Source organism: Paraburkholderia sp. RL17-380-BIE-A (assembly GCF_046028085.1).
In the GTDB taxonomy this organism is placed as follows: domain Bacteria; phylum Pseudomonadota; class Gammaproteobacteria; order Burkholderiales; family Burkholderiaceae; genus Paraburkholderia.
The window spans coordinates 108,639-122,138 of record NZ_JARESQ010000012.1 but is presented as its reverse complement, the minus strand read 5'-3'; the positions used below and the strand labels follow the sequence as shown (position 1 = coordinate 122,138).

The window sequence follows — 13,500 nt, the reverse complement described above, 5'->3', positions numbered from 1 at the left end:
TGTAGGCGGACGGTCCCTGGAGGGACTTCGTGCAGGGCGTACGGCATGCCGCACCGTAGCGCCCTGTTCCGCGTTAAAACGTTCGCTGCTTCAAACGATCTGAAAACCGGGCAGCCTCAGGCCGCCGCTTTCGTCGATTCGAGAAAGTCCTGCGCAAAGCGTTGCAGCACGCCGCCGGCCTCGTAGATGGAAACCTCTTCGGCCGTGTCGAGCCGGCACGTGACCGGCACGTCCACACGCTCACCGTTCTTACGATGAATCACCAGCGTGAGGTCCGCGCGCGGCTTGCGCTCGCCGATCACGTCGAAAGTTTCCGTGCCGTCGATACCGAGCGTGAGCCGGTTCACCCCCGGCTTGAATTCCAGCGGCAACACGCCCATGCCCACCAGATTCGTGCGGTGAATGCGCTCGAACCCTTCGGCGACGATCGCTTCCGTGCCGGCAAGACGCACGCCCTTCGCAGCCCAGTCGCGCGACGACCCCTGGCCATAATCGGCCCCGGCGATCACGATCAGCGGCTGCTTGCGCTCCATGTAGGTTTCAATCGCTTCCCACATGCGCGTGATCTTGCCCTCCGGCTCGATGCGCGCCAGCGAACCCGCCTTCACCTTGCCGTCTTCGACCACCATCTCGTTCTTCAACGTGGGGTTCGCAAAGGTGGCGCGCTGTGCCGTCAAATGGTCGCCGCGGTGAGTCGCGTAGGAATTGAAGTCTTCTTCCGGCAGGCCCATCTTCGCCAGATACTCGCCCGAGGCGCTGTTCGGCAAAATCGCGTTGGAAGGCGACAGGTGGTCGGTCGTGATGTTGTCGCCCAGCACGGCGAGCGGGCGCATGCCCTTGAGCGTGCGCTCACCGGCAAGCGCGCCTTCCCAATACGGCGGACGGCGAATGTACGTGCTCATGGGGCGCCAGTCGTACAGCGGGCTGGCCTTCTCGCCCGTGTCGACCGTGACCGCGAACATCGGCTCGTACACCTTGCGGAATTGTTCCGGCTTCACGCTCGACGCCACGATCGCGTCGATCTCCGCATCCGACGGCCAGATGTCCTTCAACGTGACGGCATGACCGTCGGCATCGATACCGAGCACGTCTTTCTCGATGTCGAAGCGGATCGTGCCCGCAATCGCATACGCCACCACCAGCGGCGGCGATGCCAGGAAAGCCTGCTTCGCGTATGGATGAATGCGGCCGTCGAAGTTGCGGTTGCCCGACAGCACGGCAGTCGCATACAGATCGCGCTCGACGATTTCCTTCTGGATCGCCGGATCCAGCGCACCGGACATACCGTTGCACGACGTGCACGCATACGCGACCACGCCGAAGCCGAGCTTCTCCAGATCGTGCAGCAGACCGGCTTCTTCCAGATACAGCGTGACCGCCTTCGAGCCAGGCGCGAGCGAGGTCTTCGCCCACGGCTTGCGCGTCAGTCCACGCCGGTTCGCGTTACGCGCCAGCAGGCCGGCGGCGATCATGTTGCGCGGATTGTTGGTGTTCGTGCAGCTCGTGATCGCGGCGATGATCACCGCGCCGTCCGGCATCAGGCCCGGTTCATTCTCCACCTTGCCGCTGATGCCGCGCGCCGCCAGTTCCGACACCGGCAGACGGCGGTGCGGGTTGGACGGACCGGCCAGCGTGCGCACCACGGTGGACAGATCGAACGTGAGCACGCGTTCGTATTCGGCGTGCTTGAGGCTGTCCGCCCACAGGCCGGTTTCCTTCGCATACGTTTCCACCAGTTTGACGAGTTCGTCGTCGCGGCCGGTGAGCTTGAGATACTTGATGGTCTGTTCGTCGATATAGAACATCGCGGCCGTGGCGCCGAATTCCGGCGCCATGTTGGCGATGGTCGCGCGATCGCCGAGCGTCAGGTTGGCCGTGCCCGCACCGTAGAACTCGAGGTACGCGCCGACCACTTTTTCCTTGCGCAGGAATTCGGTCAACGAGAGCACGATGTCGGTCGCGGTAATGCCTTCAGCCGGCTTGCCGGTGAGTTCCACGCCGACGATATCCGGTAGGCGCATATACGAAGCGCGGCCCAGCATCACGCTTTCCGCTTCGAGTCCGCCCACGCCGACCGCGATCACACCGAGCGCGTCCACCATCGGCGTATGGGAGTCGGTGCCGACCAGCGTATCGGGGAATGCCACGCCGTCTTTCACCTGCACCACCGGGCTCATGCGCTCGAGGTTGATCTGATGCAGGATGCCGTTGCCCGGCGGAATCACGTCGACGTTCTTGAACGCGCGCTTGGTCCAGTTGATGAAGTCGAAGCGGTCTTCATTGCGGCGATCCTCGATCGCGCGATTCTTCGCGAACGCGTCCGGATCGAACCCGCCGCACTCGACGGCGAGCGAATGATCGACCACGAGTTGGGTCGGCACCACCGGATTCACCATGGCAGGGTCGCCGCCTTGCGCGGCGATCGCATCGCGCAGACCAGCGAGATCGACCAGCGCAGTCTGGCCAAGAATGTCATGACAGACCACGCGTGCCGGGAACCACGGGAAATCCAGATCGCGCTTGCGTTCGATGATCTGCTTGAGCGACGCGACGAGCGTGACGGGATCGCAGCGGCGCACGAGGTTCTCCGCCAGCACGCGCGACGTGTACGGCAGCTTGTCGTACGCGCCGGGCGCAATGGCGTCGATGGCGGCACGCGTGTCGAAGAAATCGAGCTGGGTGCCGGGAAGGCGTTTGCGGTTTGCGGTATTCATGGCGTAGGGGACAAAACAGTAATGATCCGGGAACGATGGCGGCGGCCGATCACAGTCAGCTGCCCCTCTTTTAGCGCTTCCCTGGCGGGCCAGTCAGGTACGTGTAGTTTAGCTCGCGGCAGCGTGCGGGCCGGGTTTGCCGGCACTCACACGAATACGCCGCAAAAAACAGCCTTGGCTCGGGGTTCCAGCGAGCCAAGGCCCAATTTCATTGCGCCGCGCTCTCGAGACGCAATGAAGGTCGAACACTTGCCTTGGCGTGTCGACGCTTTCACGCGATCGACAACGCTCGCAAGGTCTTCAGCCGCGCTCAAACACGTTTCGCGAGCGGCACGAACGGCAGGTCATCGGGTCCGGTGTAATTCGCGCTCGGACGGATGATCTTGTTGTCGATGCGCTGCTCGATGATGTGCGCGCTCCAGCCGGCCGTGCGCGCGATCACGAAGAGCGGCGTGAACATCGCCGTCGGCACGCCCATCATGTGATACGAGACCGCGCTGAACCAGTCCAGATTCGGGAACATCTTCTTCGCTTCCCACATCACCGACTCGAGCCGCTCGGCGATGCTGAACAGCTTGGTGTTGCCGGCTTCCTTCGAGAGCTTCTTCGCGACTTCCTTGATGACCTTGTTGCGCGGGTCCGAAATCGTGTACACCGGGTGGCCGAAACCGATCACCACTTCCTTGTTCTCGACGCGGCGGCGGATGTCCGCTTCGGCTTCGTCCGGCGTCTGGTAGCGCGACTGGATCTCGAACGCGACTTCATTGGCGCCGCCGTGCTTCGGCCCGCGCAGCGCGCCGATCGCGCCGGTGATCGCCGAATAGATGTCCGATCCCGTGCCCGCGATCACGCGGCCCGTGAAGGTCGATGCGTTGAATTCATGCTCGGCGTACAGGTTCAGCGACACGTGCATCGCGTCGACCCACGCCTTCGACGGCTCCACGCCGTGCAGCAGGTGCAGGAAGTGGCCGCCGATCGAATCGTCATCGGTTTCCACTTCGATGCGCTTGCCGTTGTGCGAATAGTGATACCAGTAGAGCAGCATCGAACCGAGCGAGGCCATCAGCTTGTCGGCAATGTCGCGCGCGCCCGGCAGGTTGTGATCGTCTTTCTCCGGCAGCACGGTGCCCAGCACCGACACGCCGGTGCGCATCACGTCCATCGGGTGTGCTGCGGCCGGGATCCATTCGAGCGCGGCCTTGACGTTCGCGGGCAGGCCGCGCAGCGCCTTCAGCTTGGTCTTGTACGCGGTGAGTTCGGCCTGGGTCGGCAGCTTTTCGTGGACCAGCAGATATGCGATCTCTTCGAACTCGCAGGCGCCCGCGATATCGAGAATGTCGTAGCCGCGGTAGTGCAGGTCGTTGCCGGTCTTGCCGACCGTGCAGAGGGCGGTATTGCCTGCCGTCACGCCGGACAGGGCGACGGATTTCTTCGGTTTGAACGCGCCTGTGTTCGGCGTACTGTTATCTGCTTCGCTCATGACTTCGTCTCCAGATGCATGGGGAATATGTTGGACCGCATCCCAAAACGCAAAGAACGGGCCAGCCACGCGCACGCGCGCTAAGTACCTGATTTAAAAAAGGACTGCCGTCCGCGCCCGCCTCGATCCGATTTCAGAAATGAAACGTGGATTTCAGATTGGAAATGGATGCGCGCATAATGGGTGGACTTTCCCAGCACCGCCTTGAGCCGCCCCGCCTTGAGCACACCTCTTTTCGAACCCGCCCAGCGCCCCCGCATCTGGGCGCTCAGCATTAGCCGCTTGCGCGATCTGTTTTTCGATATCGCCGGCGAATACGTGGAGCGCGCGGACCTGCGCATCGTCTCGCACGGTTTCGAAGACGCCGTGCGCGAAGTCGAGGCCGCGGGCGCGGGTCGTCCGGATGTCGTGATTGCCGGCGGCTCGAACGGCGCGTATCTGAAGACGCGCGTGTCGGTGCCGGTCGTGCTGATCGGTCCGACCGGTTTCGACGTGATGCACGCGCTCGCGCGCGCACGCCGCGACGGCGCGAAGGTCGCGCTCGTCACGCACGGCGACACACCCGACGAAGTGCGGCGTTTCACGGCCGCTTTCGCACTCGACATCACGTTCGCTTCCTATCAATCGGCGCAGGACGCGGAAAGCCTCGTGCTCGATCTGCGCGATCGCGGCATCGAGGTGGTGGTCGGCCCCGGACTCGTCACGGATCTCGCCGCGAATGCCGGCATGGGTGCGGTGTTTCTCTACTCGCGCGCTTCCGTGCGCGCGGCCTTCGACACCGCGCTCGAAGTCGCCCAGGCCACGCGCCGCGAAACGGTTCGACGTCAGCGGCTCGACAATCTGTTGCAGCATCTGCGCGACGGCGTCGTCGCGCTCGACGCGCAAGGCCGCGTCGAAGCAATGAACCAGCGCCTCGCGAGCGTGCTCGGCCTCGACGCGGCACACGCCGTTGGCCGCGTGCTGCTCGAACTCGCGCCCGATCTCGCGGGCAGTCTGCCGGACGCGGACGGCGACGGGTTCTGCACGGTGCGCGGCGTGAGCTATGTCGTGCATCGCGGGCCGCTGGCGAGCAGCGGCTCGGCGGCGGGCACCGTGCTGACGTTTCAGGAATCGCGCGCGGTCGAACGGCTCGACCGGACGCTGCGCTCGCGCCAGCGCGTGCAGCAGTTCAGCGCGCGTTACCGGCTCGACGATATCGTCGGCGCGTCCGAATCGATGGAACGGGTGCGTACGCTCGTCAAGCGCTATGCGCGCTCGGACGCCACCGTATTGATTCTCGGCGAAAGCGGCACGGGTAAGGAGATGGTCGCGCAGAGCATGCATCAGTTGAGCGCGCGGCGCGACTTCGCGTTCGTCGCAATCAATTGCGGCGCGTTTCCCGAGGCGCTGCTGGAAAGCGAGTTGTTCGGCTACGAAGAAGGCGCATTCACCGGCGCGCGCAAGGGCGGCAAGGCGGGGCTGATCGAAGTGGCGCACCGCGGCACGCTGTTTCTGGATGAAATCGGCGAGATGCCGCTGTCGCTGCAAAGCCGGCTGTTGCGCGTGCTCCAGGAACGCGAAGTCGTGCGGCTCGGCTCGACGGAGCCGACGCGGGTCGATATTCGCGTGGTCGCGGCGACGCATCGCGGCTTGACCGAGGGCATCGAAGCGGGCAGCTTTCGGGCCGACCTCTACTACCGCCTCAACATTCTCAGCATCGCATTGCCGCCGCTGCGCGAGCGGCCGACCGACCTGCTGCCGCTCGCCGCCCAACTGCTGCTGCAAGCCGTGGTGCGTGAACCGAGGCTCGCGGCGCGTGTGCCGGACGCGGCTGCCGCCGAACGCGTGCTCGCCCCACTCGACGAGCCGCTCAAGCGTTACGCGTGGCCCGGCAACGTGCGCGAACTGCAGAACGTGATTGAACGGATCGCCGTGGAACTCGCCGACGCGGTCCCTGAAGACACCAACGCAGACGCCACCGAATCCGCTTTCACCCGCGACATGTTGCGCACGCTCGCGCCGGAAATCGTCGAGCCCCACGCGCGCGCGAGGAAAGCCGCGCTATCGCTACGCGAACGCAGCCGTCACGTGGAAGCCGACGAAATCCGCGCCGCGCTCGCCGCGCACGAAGGCGATCGCGACGCCGTCTGCGAGGCGCTCGGCATCAGCAAGACGACGTTATGGCGGAAGCTGAACGCGGCGCAGTAGGCGTGGTGCCGGCGTTGCCCACGCCGCCATGCCGCGCCGGCCGCACGGCGCTGATCGCCGCAGTGCCGGCGCTCGTGATCGCGTTGCTGCCGGCAGCGGCGCGCGCGATGAACATGCTGGGCGTCATGCCGCAGCATCGCTTGAAATGGCGGCCGAAATGGCTTTGGTCGAAGAAGCCGACTTCCGTCGCGACGACCGATCCCGGCACGCCTTCGAGCAACAGCGTCTGCGCGCGTTGAATCCGCAGGCCGCACAGATAGCGGTATGGCGACGATCCATATTGCTGCCGGAACACCGTGGCGAAGCGCGACACGCTGAGCGCGGAGAGCGCGGCGAGTTGGGCGAGCGTCACCGGTTCGTCGAAATGGGCTTCGATGAACGCGCGGGCCGCGTTGAGGCTGATGGACTGTTTCATGACGTCACGATAGTCGAGCGGGCCGCCGGTTGTTTCGCGAAACGCCGAATGGAAAACGGGTCGAGAGGAATCGCCGTGCTGCCCGTATCGACCAGTTCCGCGAGCGTCTCGCCGACGCCCGGACCGATCTGAAAGCCCGAGCCGCTGAAGCCGAACGCGTAGTAAAGGCCGTCGACCTGGCCGCTCCGACCGATCACCGGCTCGCTGTCGGGCAGATAGCTTTCCACGCCGCTCCAGACACGAATCACATGCAGCGGCGCCAACGCGGGCACGAGCCGGCGCATTTGCGCCAGTTGCCGCACGGTGTTGATGGGCAACACGGAGGCGCGGCGCGTCACGGCGTCGGCCGGACCAGCAGGACCGCCGCCGACGATGATGTTGCCGCGCGGAATCTGGCGGAAGTAGATGCTCTCTTCCTTGATCGACGTGAACACGCCCATCGACGATTTGAATACGTACGGCACCGGCTCGGTCACGCACATTTGCGGCCCCCGCGCGGTCAGCGGCACGGATTCGCCGAACTGTTCGGTCAGGCGGCTCGCCCACGCGCCGGCGCAGATCACGAGCTGCGCTGCCCAGTAGACGTCGCCACGCGCGCTTTCCACGCGAAACCGGCCACCATCCTTTTCCACGCGAACGATCTCCGTGTCCTCGATCACCTGTGCGCCGAGCCGCGCAGCCGCGCGACCGAACGCGGGCGCGGCGAGGCGCGGATTGGCATGGCCGTCGAGCGGCGAGATCGAGGCCGCCAGCACTTCGCGGCCGAGAAACGGAAAGCGCCTGAACATGGCGTCGCCATGCAGCACTTCGAGTTCGAGTCCGTAGGCGCGCGCGTCGATCGCATACTGATCGAAATTCTCGACATCCTTCTGGTGGTAGCACACGCGCGTGTGGCCCGAAGGCAGAAACTCGATGTCCTCGCCGAGCAGTTCCGCCGAGCGTTGCCACGTGCGCAGCGCGCGGTTGGCCATGGCCAGTTGCGGCAGCGCGCGGCCCTGCCGGCGAATGCCGCCGAAGTTCACGCCGCTTGCCTGCTGGCCGGTGAGTCCGCGTTCGAGCAGAATCACCGAGCGATTGCGCTGACGCAGGAAGAACGCCGTCGTCGTCCCCATGATGCCGCCGCCGATCACGATCACATCGGCTTCGTTGCGAGTCGTCGCGCTCATTGGCTCACCTCGCTGCTCGTTTCGTCGATCGCCTCTTCGGTCAGCGCCACGGGCAGCGGTTTGACCGGCGCCTGGCCGCGCAGCCGTCCCACTGACGATAACGGCACGCACGCCGCCGCCGCGATGATCTCCGCGCCGGCGTGGCCGCAATAACGCCCCTGGCAACGGCCCATGCCGACGCGCGAAAACGCCTTCGCGCGATTGGCTTCCTTCGCGCCGCTCGCGCGGACCACGCGGCGCAATTCGCCCGCGGTAATCGCTTCGCATCGGCAGACGATCGTCTCGTCCGGCAGCGACGCGGCGAACTTCGCCGGCCACGGGAAAGCTTCGCGCAAGCCCGCGGCAAACCGCGTGAAGCGCGCGAGTTCGGCGCGCAAGCGCTCCACGCCGTTGACCGGCATGCCGTGATCCTGCATCGCCGCGAGCGCCGCGAGACGGCCCGAGCGTTCCGCCGCGTCGGCGCCGCGCACCCTCGCGCCGTCGCCCGCCAGGTAGACGCCCTTGATGCTGCTGCGGCCGTCGGCATCGATTTGCGGCAGCCACTGCTGGGCGTTGTCGTCGAACACGAAGCGGCAACCCGCGAGGTCCGCGAGTTGCGTCTCGGGGCGCAGGTGGTAGCCGAGCGCAACCGCATCGCATGCCAGTTCGAGGCGCTTGCCATTGGGTAGCGCGACCTCGACCGCGCTCACGCCATCTTGCGGCGTGCCTTTGATTTCGAGCGGTTGCACGCCGCGATGAACCGGCACGCGCGCGTCGGCGAGCACGCGCGTCAACGCAATACCTTTTCTGAGCGCGGCGGGAATCGCCAGCAGACGCGGCAACGCCGCCACGCGCTGCATGAACGTCGAAGTATCGAGCACCGCCGCCACCTGCGCGCCCGCCTTCACGTACTGCGCGGCCACGAGGTACAGCAGCGGCCCGCTGCCCATCATCACGATGCGCGAGCCGATCGCGCAGCCCTGCGACTTCAGCGCGACCTGCGCACCGCCGAGACTATAAGTGCCGGCGTGATGCCAGCCCTTGACGGGCATCAGCCGGTCCGTCGCGCCGCTGCAGACAATCAGCGCATCGAATACGAGCGTGCGGTAACGCGTGCCGCTCACCAGATGCACGGTGTTCGGCGAGATATTCCAGACCAGCGTTTCCGGCAGATAGTCGATCCTGCTTTTCAGCGCGTCGAAGCTCTGATGCAGCGACGCGGCACGCGCGGCCTCCGTGCCATAGAGCGTGTCATAGCTGCGCGAAAAGCCTTCCGGCTGACGCCGATAAATCTGTCCGCCGTCGCGCCGCGATTCGTCGATAACGACAGGCCGCAGCCCCGCTTCGACCAGCGCCTGCGCCGCGCGCACACCCGCCGGCCCGGCCCCGATGATCACTACACGCGGGGCCATACACCCTCCCCGGCATCCGCCAGTTTCGTGACGATCGACATGCCGGGTGTTGCCGGCGTGCTGCAAGCCCGCACGCGCTCGCCTTGCGCGGTCCACACCCAGCAGTCCTGGCATGCGCCCATCAGGCAGAAGCCCGCGCGCCGGCCGTCGCCGAATTCGGAATCGCGCAACGTGCGCGTGCCGGTGAGCAATGCGACCATCAGCGTGTCGCCTTCGGCGGCTTCGCGCACCACGCCGTCCACGGTAATCGGAAAGGTCTTGCGGCCGGCTTCCGCGACGCGCACAAATCGTCCGCTCATGCCGGGGTCGCCTCTACGCTCTGCAAACGGTTCAGTTCGGCGGCCGGATGGTGGCACAGAATCTCCGCGCCCGAGGGCAGCCGCTTCATCGAGGGCGGTGTCACGTTGCACTTGCCGTCGATACGTACAGGACAGCGCGCGCGAAACGAACACAGCTCGGCAATATCGGCGCTTTCGCCCATCGCCGGCAAAGCGGTGGCGACGATCTCGCGGCGCGCGTCGAGCCAGCCGGGTTTGAGCGCCGGCACCGAATCCACCAGCAAGCCCGTGTACGGGTGATACGGCGGCGCGGCGAGCACATCTCGCTGCCCCGCTTCCACGCGATGCCCCGCATACAGCACGATCACTTCATCGCAGATGGCGCGGACCGTTGAAATATCGTGGCTGATGAACATGTACGACACGCCCAGTTCGCGCCGCAATTCGGCGAGCAGATCGAGGATCGCCGCGCCGACCACCGTGTCGAGCGCGGAAGTCACTTCGTCGCACAGAATCAACGCGGGATTGGCGGCGAGCGCGCGCGCCAGATTCACACGCTGCTTCTGGCCGCCCGAGAGCCCCGCCGGCGTGCGCGTGGCGATGGAGGCCGGCAGCTTCACCAGATCGAGCAGTTCCAGCATGCGCTTCTTCGCCGCCGAGCCACGCAGATGGTGATAGAACGCGAGCGGCCGGGCGAGGATGTCAGCGATCGAGTGGCTCGGGTTCAACGCCGTGTCGGCGTTCTGAAACACGATCTGGATCTGCCGGTATTGCTCCGGCGTGCGGCGCGAGAGCTGCGCCGGCAGCGCCTCGCCGTTGAACAGCACCTCGCCGCGCGCCCGGTCGACCAGACCCGCCACCACGCGCGCGAGCGTCGTCTTGCCGGAGCCGGATTCGCCGATCACGCCAAGCGTGCTGCCGCGTGGAATCGACAGACTGACGTCGTCGAGTACGCGCACGGCGGGCGCGCCATACCGGTCGATGCGGCCATAACCCGCGGACAGTCCGCGAATCTCCAGCAGCGGCGGCACGTGCTTGCCCAGGGTCGGCGGCAATTCCAGCACCGCTTCCGGACGGCGCGTGGCGGCCAGCAACTGGCGCGTGTACGCATCCACAGGAGCGTCGAGCACTTGCGCGACCGCGCCGTTTTCCTTCACCGCGCCGCCGTTCAGGACGACGATACGGTCCGCCATTTGCGCGACCACCGCCAGATCGTGCGATACGTAGACCGCCGTGGTGCCGAGTTCGCGAACCACTTTCTTGAAGGCCGCGAGCACTTCGATCTGCGTGGTGACGTCGAGCGCCGTGGTCGGCTCGTCGAACACGACGACGGCCGGATCGGTGATCAACGCCATCGCCGCCATCAAGCGCTGCAACTGACCGCCGGACACCTGGTGCGGATAGCGCTCGCCGATCGTTTCCGGCGCGGGCAACGCGAGCGAGCGGAACAGGCCAATCGCTTTGGCGCACGCCGCCTCTTTGGTCATGAGGTGATGCAGCAGCGCCGGTTCGGTGACCTGATCCATGATCGTGCGCGCCGGATTGAAGCCGGCCGCGGCGCTCTGCGCGACATACGCGACGGTCCGCGCGCGTAACGCGCGGCGGCCTTTCGCGTCGAGAGACAACACGTCGACCTCGCCGATGCGCACCGACCCGCCGCTGATCGCACAGCCGGCTCGCGCATAGCCGAGCAGCGACAGCGCGATGGTGGTCTTGCCCGAGCCGGACTCGCCGATCAGCGCGAGCACTTCGCCCTTCTTCACCGAGAAATCGACACCCTTGACGATCTCCGTCACCGGCCCCGGCGCCGCACCCGCTACGACTCTCAGGCCCCTCACTTCGATCATGTCCCGCTCAGCCATCACGCACCTCCGTGGCTACGGCCGCGACGCCGCAGGTTGTCGATCAGCAGATTCATGCCGATGGTCAGCGTCGCAATCGCGACGGCCGGCATCAGCACGGCGGGCGCGCCTTCCGACAGGCCGCCGATGTTCTCGCGCACGAGCGAACCCCAATCGGCGTTCGGCGGCTGCACGCCAAGGCCGAGGAAAGAGAGCCCGCTCAGCAGCAGCACGATGAACACGAAGCGCAGGCCGAAGTCGGCGAGCATCGGGTGAATCATGTTGGGCAGCACTTCGACCCGTGCGATATAGAAGATGCCTTCGCCGCGCGCTCTCGCCACCTGCACGTATTCGAGGCCCATCAGGTTCACCGCGAGCGAGCGCGAAATCCGGAACGCGCCGGGAATATAGGCCAGCGCGGCGACTGTGGTCAGCATCGGGATCGACGAGCCGAACGCGGCGATCACGACGAGCGCGAGCACCTTGCTCGGAATCGAAATCAGCGCGTCGAACAGACGGCTCAGGATTTCATCGACCCAGCGGCCCGACACCGCCGCGAGCAGGCCGAAGAACGTGCCGATCACGCTCGCGAGCACCGCCGCGGCGAGCGCGAGGCCGACCGTGTAGCGCGCGCCGTAGAGAATCCGGCTGAGCATGTCGCGGCCGAGATAGTCGGTGCCGAGCGGATACGCCGCGCTATAGCGGCCGAAAATTTCCGTCGAGGTCAGCGCGCCGCCTTTGTACGGTGCGACGAGCGGCCCGATGAACGCGACCAGCAGCCAGAACGCTACCATCAGCAGACCGATCAGACCGAGTACCGAGAAGCGGTGGACGAGGCGTTTGAGCACGCCCTGTTTCAGCGCAACCGCTTCCACGGGCGCGGGCTCGACGACCAGTTCGTCGCGGCGCACGTCGTACAGTTCCGTGCCCGCGTGGGGAATGTGGTGGGGATTGGTAGGTTGGCTCATCATCGACGCAGCCTCGGGTTGGATACGATTTGACACAGGTCGGCGATCAGCACGAGCGCCAGATACGCCGCGCAGAACACCATGACGCAGCCCTGCACGAGCGGCATGTCGCGGTTGGTCACGGCGTCCACCATCAGGCTCGCGAGGCCGGGATAGTTGAAGATCGATTCGACGATCACCACGCCGCCGAACAGATACGACAGGCTCAGCGCCACGGCGTTGGCGATCGGGCCGATGGTGTTCGGCAGCACGTGCCGCCACACCACGCGCACCGGCGAGGCGCCCTTGAGCAAGGCCATTTCCACGTACGACGAATTGAGCTGATCGAGCACCGCCGCGCGCGTCATGCGCGCCATCTGCGCGACCAGCACGCAGCACAGCGTCATCACCGGCATTGCATAGATGCGCAGCAGCGCGCCAAACGAATGCACTTCCGACAGATACGACAGCGCCGGCAGCCAGCGCAGTTTGACGGCGAAGATCAGCACGGCGATCGTCGCGATCAGGAATTCCGGCACCGCGACGGTCGACAGTGTGAGCACGTTGAGCGTGCGGTCGAGCAGCGAGCCGCGGAACATCGCCGACGCAATGCCGATCAGGAGCGCCACGGGCACCGCGACCACGGCCGTCAGGCCGGCCAGCGCGAGCGAGTTGGGCAGCCGCGTCGCGATCAGCTGGCTGACCGGCAGATTGTTCGACAGCGAGGTGCCGAAGTTGCCGCTGACCACATGCAGAAGCCACACGCAGTAGCGTTGCAGCGCGGGCTGGTCGAGGCCGAATTGATGCCGCAGGGCGGCAACGGCTTCGGGGGTCGCCGCCTGGCCGAGCGCCTGCTGGGCCGCGTCGCCGGGAAGCAGCCCGGTGACGGCGAACACGACTGCCGACACCAGCAGCAGCGTGAGTAGCGCGAGGCCGAGGCGCGCGGCGATGAGACGTTGCGCATGTGCTTTCATCGAGAGTCGCCTCTTCAGTTGAAGCCGCGCGCCGCTCGAAACGCGGCGCGCGTGTTGCAGGGTGTGACTTTCCAGTTCGTCAGACCGGAAACCCTTCGTAACCGCCC

The 13,500-nt window shown here is 65.9% G+C and carries 10 protein-coding genes; 1 reads left to right on the top strand and 9 read right to left on the bottom strand.

Going from position 1 to position 13,500, the window contains the following annotated elements; all coding sequences use genetic code 11:
- Positions 1-116: 116 nt before the first annotated feature.
- Together acnD and prpC are read right to left on the bottom strand one after the other, a co-directional pair.
- Positions 117-2,714: a Fe/S-dependent 2-methylisocitrate dehydratase AcnD gene (gene acnD, locus P0D68_RS21135; protein ID WP_408299490.1), complete on the bottom strand. Its 2,598-nt coding sequence runs from the start codon at positions 2,712-2,714 to the stop codon at positions 117-119.
- Between the two features lie 310 nt (positions 2,715-3,024).
- A complete protein-coding gene (gene prpC, locus P0D68_RS21130) occupies positions 3,025-4,194 on the bottom strand; it encodes a bifunctional 2-methylcitrate synthase/citrate synthase (RefSeq protein WP_095422545.1) in 1,170 nt (389 codons plus the stop codon).
- Between the two features lie 219 nt (positions 4,195-4,413).
- Here prpC and prpR point away from each other — a divergent pair, with 219 nt between their 5' ends.
- Positions 4,414-6,381 (top strand): propionate catabolism operon regulatory protein PrpR, encoded by a 1,968-nt coding sequence (prpR, locus tag P0D68_RS21125; RefSeq protein WP_408299488.1) that lies wholly within the window; start codon positions 4,414-4,416, stop codon positions 6,379-6,381.
- Here prpR and P0D68_RS21120 read toward each other — a convergent pair.
- Genes P0D68_RS21120 through P0D68_RS21090 form a run of 7 tightly spaced genes read right to left on the bottom strand, consistent with a single transcriptional unit; the run spans position 6,338 to position 13,393 of the window.
- Positions 6,338-6,796: a helix-turn-helix domain-containing protein gene (locus P0D68_RS21120; protein WP_408299486.1), complete on the bottom strand. Its 459-nt coding sequence runs from the start codon at positions 6,794-6,796 to the stop codon at positions 6,338-6,340. The genes prpR and P0D68_RS21120 overlap by 44 nt on opposite strands.
- Positions 6,793-7,962, bottom strand: a complete 1,170-nt coding sequence (locus P0D68_RS21115; RefSeq protein WP_408184799.1) for an NAD(P)/FAD-dependent oxidoreductase — start codon at positions 7,960-7,962, stop codon at positions 6,793-6,795. The genes P0D68_RS21120 and P0D68_RS21115 overlap by 4 nt, the downstream gene beginning before the upstream one ends.
- Entirely contained in the window at positions 7,959-9,353 is a 1,395-nt protein-coding gene (locus tag P0D68_RS21110; protein ID WP_408299483.1) for an FAD/NAD(P)-dependent oxidoreductase, read from the bottom strand. Before P0D68_RS21110 ends, P0D68_RS21115 begins: the two co-directional genes overlap by 4 nt.
- Positions 9,338-9,652, bottom strand: coding sequence for a (2Fe-2S)-binding protein (locus P0D68_RS21105; RefSeq protein WP_091803062.1), 315 nt, complete (start codon positions 9,650-9,652; stop codon positions 9,338-9,340). The genes P0D68_RS21110 and P0D68_RS21105 overlap by 16 nt, the downstream gene beginning before the upstream one ends.
- A complete protein-coding gene (locus P0D68_RS21100; protein WP_408299481.1) occupies positions 9,649-11,493 on the bottom strand; it encodes an ABC transporter ATP-binding protein in 1,845 nt (614 codons plus the stop codon). The genes P0D68_RS21105 and P0D68_RS21100 overlap by 4 nt, the downstream gene beginning before the upstream one ends.
- Positions 11,493-12,443 carry an ABC transporter permease gene (locus tag P0D68_RS21095; RefSeq protein WP_091803068.1) on the bottom strand — a complete coding sequence of 317 codons (951 nt, stop codon included), beginning with the start codon at positions 12,441-12,443 and terminating at the stop codon, positions 11,493-11,495. Before P0D68_RS21095 ends, P0D68_RS21100 begins: the two co-directional genes overlap by 1 nt.
- Entirely contained in the window at positions 12,440-13,393 is a 954-nt protein-coding gene (locus tag P0D68_RS21090) for an ABC transporter permease (protein WP_408299478.1), read from the bottom strand. Before P0D68_RS21090 ends, P0D68_RS21095 begins: the two co-directional genes overlap by 4 nt.
- Between the last annotated feature and the right edge of the window lie 107 nt (positions 13,394-13,500).

What these genes read in the sequence shown, in the direction of transcription:
- acnD (WP_408299490.1), bottom strand. Translation starts at nt 2,714, where the DNA reads ATGAATACCGCAAACCGCAAACGCCTTCCCGGCACCCAGCTCGATTTC.
- prpC (WP_095422545.1), bottom strand. Translation starts at nt 4,194, where the DNA reads ATGAGCGAAGCAGATAACAGTACGCCGAACACAGGCGCGTTCAAACCG.
- P0D68_RS21120 (WP_408299486.1), bottom strand. Translation starts at nt 6,796, where the DNA reads ATGAAACAGTCCATCAGCCTCAACGCGGCCCGCGCGTTCATCGAAGCC.
- P0D68_RS21115 (WP_408184799.1), bottom strand. Translation starts at nt 7,962, where the DNA reads ATGAGCGCGACGACTCGCAACGAAGCCGATGTGATCGTGATCGGCGGC.
- P0D68_RS21110 (WP_408299483.1), bottom strand. Translation starts at nt 9,353, where the DNA reads ATGGCCCCGCGTGTAGTGATCATCGGGGCCGGGCCGGCGGGTGTGCGC.
- P0D68_RS21105 (WP_091803062.1), bottom strand. Translation starts at nt 9,652, where the DNA reads ATGAGCGGACGATTTGTGCGCGTCGCGGAAGCCGGCCGCAAGACCTTT.
- P0D68_RS21100 (WP_408299481.1), bottom strand. Translation starts at nt 11,493, where the DNA reads ATGGCTGAGCGGGACATGATCGAAGTGAGGGGCCTGAGAGTCGTAGCG.
- P0D68_RS21095 (WP_091803068.1), bottom strand. Translation starts at nt 12,443, where the DNA reads ATGATGAGCCAACCTACCAATCCCCACCACATTCCCCACGCGGGCACG.
- P0D68_RS21090 (WP_408299478.1), bottom strand. Translation starts at nt 13,393, where the DNA reads ATGAAAGCACATGCGCAACGTCTCATCGCCGCGCGCCTCGGCCTCGCG.